Origin of the sequence: Mycobacterium sp. E136, from assembly GCF_001666865.1 — a bacterium.
Taxonomy (GTDB): domain Bacteria; phylum Actinomycetota; class Actinomycetes; order Mycobacteriales; family Mycobacteriaceae; genus Mycobacterium.
Window position 1 is genome coordinate 1 of record NZ_LZJE01000292.1, and the last position, 5,323, is coordinate 5,323.

Annotated in this window: 7 protein-coding genes; 4 read left to right on the top strand and 3 right to left on the bottom strand. The window is 67.7% G+C overall.

Translation table 11 applies throughout. The features are described from left to right. Positions 1 to 137: 137 nt before the first annotated feature. Positions 138 to 620, top strand: a complete 483-nt coding sequence (locus tag A5698_RS18975; RefSeq protein ID WP_067085368.1) for an RDD family protein — start codon at positions 138 to 140, stop codon at positions 618 to 620. 33 nt (positions 621 to 653) lie between these two features. On the opposite strand, the gene A5698_RS18980 is transcribed toward A5698_RS18975, so the two are convergent. Both A5698_RS18980 and A5698_RS18985 read right to left on the bottom strand, forming a co-directional pair. After that, a complete protein-coding gene (locus A5698_RS18980) occupies positions 654 to 2,090 on the bottom strand; it encodes a GntP family permease (RefSeq protein WP_068300024.1) in 1,437 nt (478 codons plus the stop codon). A gap of 85 nt (positions 2,091 to 2,175) precedes the next feature. Beyond that, positions 2,176 to 2,694, bottom strand: coding sequence for a gluconokinase (locus A5698_RS18985; RefSeq protein WP_067085366.1), 519 nt, complete (start codon positions 2,692 to 2,694; stop codon positions 2,176 to 2,178). 124 nt (positions 2,695 to 2,818) lie between these two features. Here A5698_RS18985 and A5698_RS18990 point away from each other — a divergent pair, with 124 nt between their 5' ends. From A5698_RS18990 to A5698_RS19000, 3 genes are all read left to right on the top strand, one after another. Beyond that, a complete protein-coding gene (locus A5698_RS18990; RefSeq protein WP_068300026.1) occupies positions 2,819 to 3,529 on the top strand; it encodes a FadR/GntR family transcriptional regulator in 711 nt (236 codons plus the stop codon). 49 nt (positions 3,530 to 3,578) lie between these two features. Then, positions 3,579 to 4,463, top strand: a complete 885-nt coding sequence (locus A5698_RS18995) for an SCO6745 family protein (protein ID WP_068300028.1) — start codon at positions 3,579 to 3,581, stop codon at positions 4,461 to 4,463. Between the two features lie 92 nt (positions 4,464 to 4,555). Continuing rightward, on the top strand, positions 4,556 to 4,882 hold the full coding sequence (locus tag A5698_RS19000; protein WP_068300030.1) for a YnfA family protein: 327 nt from the start codon (positions 4,556 to 4,558) through the stop codon (positions 4,880 to 4,882). On the opposite strand, the gene A5698_RS29105 is transcribed toward A5698_RS19000, so the two are convergent. After that, positions 4,879 to 5,323, bottom strand: a 445-nt coding sequence (locus A5698_RS29105; protein ID WP_502688953.1) for a DUF7064 domain-containing protein, incomplete at its 5' end; no start/stop codon positions are given. The genes A5698_RS19000 and A5698_RS29105 overlap by 4 nt on opposite strands.

Consider the following 5,323-nt stretch of genomic DNA (forward strand, 5'->3'; position numbering starts at 1 on the left):
CCGCTCGCAAACAGGCCGAGACCGCACGCAAGCAGGCTCGCAAGCAGGCAAAGCGCCAGCAGCGCAAGCTCCGCTGACCCCCCGCGGAGCGTGCGAAAGCGGCCCTGATCGGCGAGGTCGCCGGTACATTGACTCGGATGACTAGCGGAAATCTCGGATCACAGCCTGGGCAGTACGGCGGCGGCTATCCCGCCGCGGGCGGACAGCCGGGCGGCCTGCTCCTGCGCTGGCTCGCCCGAATCATCGACGGCATCCTCGTCGGGATCGTGAGCTGGCTGCTCGCGTTCGTCACCGACAGCGCCTCCAACATCATGGTCACCGGGTTCTTCACCGGCGGTCTGATGTTCGTTTACTTCTTGGCCTTCGAGGCGGGCATGGGCTCGACTCCGGGTAAGAAGTTGCTCGGCCTGAGCGTGCGCGGACCGGGCGGTGCGCCCAAGCCGACGGCCGCGCAGGCGGCCATCCGCAACTCCTGGACGTTGCTGCCGATCATTCCGTTCGTCGGCGGGTTGCTCGGTGTCATCGCGATCATCGTCATCGCCGTGACCATCAGCGGCAGTGCGACCAAGCAGGGCAAGCACGACGAACTCGCAGGCGGCACTCAGGTCGTCAAGGGCTGACCACTCGCGAATGCCGTTGACCCGCAACGAGGGTCAGATCACCAGCCACAAGACGAGGCTGAACGCGAAGGCGGTCAGGCCGAGCGTGGTCTCCATGACCGTCCACGTCTTCAGCGTGGTCTTCAGGTCCATCCCGAAGAAGCGGCTGACCAACCAGAAGCCCGAATCGTTGACATGGGAGAGCACCGTCGCCCCGGCGGCGATGGCGATGCACAGCAGGGTGAGGTGAAGACTGCTCAGTGACGCCTCGCCCGCCGCGGCACTGAGCAGGCCCGCCGTCGTCGTGATCGCGACCGTGGCCGAACCCTGCGCCACGCGCAACAGCGTCGCGATGATGAAGGCCTGAACTATCAGCGACATTCCGAGTCCGGACAGCGAGTCGCTCAGCGCGCTTCCGATGCCGCTCAGCCGCAGCACTCCGCCGAACATGCCGCCGGCGCCGGTGATCAGGATGACCGAGCAGATGGGTCCAAGGGCCTTGTCGTAGAGGGCGCTGACGTCGTCCATCGACCGTCCCCGCCGCAACCCCAGCACCACGGCCGCGACGATCACCGTGATCAGCAGCGCAACGCTGGTGTTGCCGAGCAGCATGAGATAGCGCGCCCAGGTGGCGTCCTCTTCCAGCACGCCGGCGGAGACCAGGGTGTCGAGGACGGTGTTGAACGAGATCAACACGAACGGCAGCAGCAGCACCCCGAGCACGGTGAGGAACGACGGTGCGGTTCGGGCCGCAGTGGCCACCGCAGACGTGCCGGCGCCATCGGCGGAATCGGGCTCGGGAGTGCTTGCTCCGCCGTTGATCTCGCCGAACAAGGCCGTCGGGACGTCGACGTGCACGCGGCGCCCGATCACCCGCGACACCAGCAGCACACCGATGTACCACGACAGGACGGCGACCGGCGCGCCGATCAGGAGCGTCACGCCGATACTCGCGCCCAGCGCTTCGGCCGCGGCGACCGGACCGGGGTGGGGCGGGACCAGGGCGTGCATGGCGGCGAACGCTCCGGCGGCCGGCAGGCCGTAGAGCAGGAGCGAGCCCCCGAAGCGGCGGGCGACCGTCATGATGATCGGCAGGAAGACGACGAGGCCGGCGTCGAAGAAGATCGGGAAGCCGAACAACAGGGCAGCGACCCCAAGGGCGAGCGGCGCCCGCTTCTCACCGAACCGGGCGATGAGCGTGTCGGCGAGAACCTGTGCGCCGCCGGTGACTTCGAGCAGCCGACCGAGCATGACTCCGAAGCCGACCAGTAGCGCGACCGAACCGAGGGTGTTCGAGAAGCCGTAGCTGATGGCGTCGGGAACGTCGCCGACCGGGATGCCGGCGGCCAGCGCCGTAAGCACGCTGACGAGCACCAGCGCCACGAAGGCGTGCAGCTTGACCTTCATGATCAAGAACAGCAGGACCGCCACCGCAACCGCGGCGATCAACAGGAGCGTGGTTGCTCCGTAGGCGGGCTCGATTGCTTCCATCAGGCCTCCGACCGTGCGTGTTTTCGGATGTCTCTGGCTGTTACGCCGTGTTGCGTCAACGGATGTGGCCCGACCGGTGCGGCGGTCACGCGTCTTGCCGGTCGGTCGAGTTCGAACCCGTTGCGGATACGTAGGCCTCGACGATGGCGTCGATGCTCTGGTCGACGTCGATGTCGACGCCGCGCTCATCGGCGGCCAGCGGTTCAAGGGTGTCGAACTGGGACGCGAGCAGAGATGCCGGCATGAAGTGTCCGGGACGGCTGGCCTGCCGCCTGCCGATGATCTCCGGAGTGCCGACCAGATGCAGCAGCTCGGTCTCGGCGCAGTGGCGCCGCAACTGATCGCGGTACTTGCGCTTGAGCGCCGAACAACTCATCACCCCACCGGTTGCGCAGTGTTCGGCCAGCCACTCGCCGATCGCCTCCAGCCAGGGATAGCGGTCGTCGTCGTCGAGCGCTTCACCGGCGGTCATCTTCGCGATATTGGCGGGCGGATGGAAGTCGTCGGCGTCGGCGAACGGAACGCGCAGGCGCTGCGCGAGTGCGGCGCCCACAGTCGACTTGCCCGAGCCCGAAACGCCCATGACGACGATTGGAGACGCCATTTCCTCCACCTACCCAGTTGTGTTTGGCATCACACAGCATGCCGTAATAGTCATACGATTGCAATACCATTACGCATTGATATGTCTTTAGATCGGTTTACCAATCGTATGAAAAGATGTATCCGTGGCGTCTCAACCAATCGTCGGCGCGCTGCACGGCAATCTGCTGAACTCGCTCGGCACGGCGATCGTCTCCGGTGAGTATCCGGCCGGGCAGGTGCTGACGCTGGACGGTGTCAGCGCGCGACACGGGTTGTCGCGCAGCGTTGCACGCGAGGCCATCCGGGTGCTCGAGTCGATGGGCATGGTCGAGTCGCGACGCCGGGTCGGCATCACGGTTCAACCCGCGGAGAAGTGGAATGTGTTCGACCCCATGCTGATTCGTTGGCGGTTGGAATCCGGCGACCGGGCGGCGCAGCTGGTCTCGCTCTCCGAACTGCGGCGGGGTTTCGAGCCGGCGGCGGCGGCGCTGGCCGCGCGGCGGGCAGATCCGGATCAGTGCCGCATCATGGCGGCCGCCGTCTCGGACATGGTCGTTCACGGGCGGGCCGGGGACCTCGAGGCCTATCTCGAGGCCGACAAACTCTTTCACCGCACGATGCTAGAGGCCAGCGGCAACGAGATGTTCCGCGCGCTCAACGGCGTGGTCGCCGAGGTGCTCACCGGGCGAACACATCACGGGATGATGCCCAGGACGCCGAACCCGGCGGCGATCAATCTGCACGACGAGGTGGCACGCGCGATCCGGATGCGCGACGAGGAGGCAGCCGAGCAGGCGATGCGGGCCATCATCGACGAGGCCAGTTCGGCGGTGTCGGCGGACGCCCCCGGCTGACACCGGGACCCCGGCGAGCACGTCCAGGTGTGAGTGGTTAACTGCCGACGTGGACAGGCAACCGACGTTGGCGCGCCGATTCTTCGATCGACTCGAACCCGTGCACGCCGTCACCTACTTCGCCCCGGAATCCCGCACCGCCCTCGACGACCTTGGCTACAAGGGGTTTTGGATGGGTTACTTCGCCGCCAGGTCGGCGCCACTCGGCCAGGTGCCGCCCGAGGTGGTGACAGCGGCGTTCTACAACTTCGCGCCGCATCGTGTGGCCAAGGCGCTTCCGGCCGCATGGGGGGTCGCTCCCCCGGCCGACGCGCTGCGTGTCCGGCAGCAGTCCGCCGTCGCGGCGCTCGAGCGGTACGGCGTCGGACACGGCGACGATGTGGCGACCGCGGCGGACCTGCTGGCCGAAGCGGCGCGCAACGCCACGCTGGACGGCCGCCCGTTGTTCGCGGCCAACGCCGCGCTGCCATGGCCGGACGAGCCGTTGGCCAAGCTGTGGCACGCCACCACACTGCTGCGCGAACAGCGCGGCGACGGGCATATCGCGGTGCTCGTCAACCACGGCATCTCCGGACGCGAGAGCAACGTGCTGCACGCCGCGGCGGGTCGCGTGCCCAAGGAGATGATCATGCGCAGCCGCGACTACGACGACGAGCAGTGGCAGTCGTACCGGTCGCGGCTCACCGACCGCGGATTGCTCGACGGCGACGAACTGACCGACGCAGGGCGCGATCTCAAGCAGCGGATCGAGGACGCCACCGACGAGCTGGCCCTGCCGGTGCTCGACGCACTGACCGACGACGAGATCGAGACGCTGTTCCGCGCGTTGACTCCGATCACCCGCAAGGTGGTCGCCGCAGGCGACGTCCCCGCCGCCACGCCGATGGGCCTGAACCGCGACGATCTCGACGACGACAGCGCCCACCTCACCTAGCTCCCCCTCGTTGCGCGAGCGTGCGTGTTTGCACACGACACGCCGCGCCATGCCAGCATTTTGCGCACGCTCGCGGCACGCTGAGTGACGTGATGGTGCTCAAGTCGGTGATGCTGTTCGTCCTTGCCGCGGTGCTCGAGATCGGTGGCGCGTGGCTCGTGTGGCAGGGCGTGCGGGAGCACCGCGGGTGGTGGTGGATCGGTGCGGGCGTGATGGCCCTGGGCGCTTACGGTTTCGTCGCCGCGTTTCAGCCCGACGCCCACTTCGGTCGGGTGCTGGCGGCGTACGGCGGAGTCTTCATCGCCGGATCACTCGCCTGGGGCATGGTCGCCGACGGCTTTCGGCCCGACCGCTGGGACATCACCGGCGCGCTGATCTGTCTGGTCGGCGTGGGGCTGATCATGTACGCGCCGCGCTAGCCCTGGTTGCGGTTCCACTCCAGCCAGCCCACGCCCTTGCGGCCGTCGGGCGTGGTGACCGTCGCCCAGGCGCGGGGAAAGTGACTGATGCGGCCGTCGGGCGACACCAGCAGCACAGGCGCATGGCCACGCACCTCGGCGGTGACGGTCACGTCGCCGGGCGTGAGCGTCAGCGTCGTATCGACGGGTAACGCGTTGTCGGCAAACGACTCTCGCGCGGTGACGGCCTGCAGTTCGATCAGCGGTTCACCCGCCGATTGCACATACCCGATGCCGAGCGGCGGGGCGCCCGGAATGCGGATGTCGACGCCGTGCAGGCGGGTGCCGTCGTCGAGGTGCAACGCGCTCCACACCCAGTCCATCGCCCACCAGTCGCGCACACCCCAGGAGTGGTCACGCTGGCCCGGGACGTCGGTGAACGTGAACTCGCGGCCGTCGACG

Coding starts and splice junctions, on each gene's coding strand:
- A5698_RS18980 (WP_068300024.1), bottom strand. CDS start 2,090: ATGGAAGCAATCGAGCCCGCCTACGGAGCAACCACGCTCCTGTTGATC.
- A5698_RS18985 (WP_067085366.1), bottom strand. CDS start 2,694: ATGGCGTCTCCAATCGTCGTCATGGGCGTTTCGGGCTCGGGCAAGTCG.
- A5698_RS18975 (WP_067085368.1), top strand. CDS start 138: ATGACTAGCGGAAATCTCGGATCACAGCCTGGGCAGTACGGCGGCGGC.
- A5698_RS19000 (WP_068300030.1), top strand. CDS start 4,556: ATGGTGCTCAAGTCGGTGATGCTGTTCGTCCTTGCCGCGGTGCTCGAG.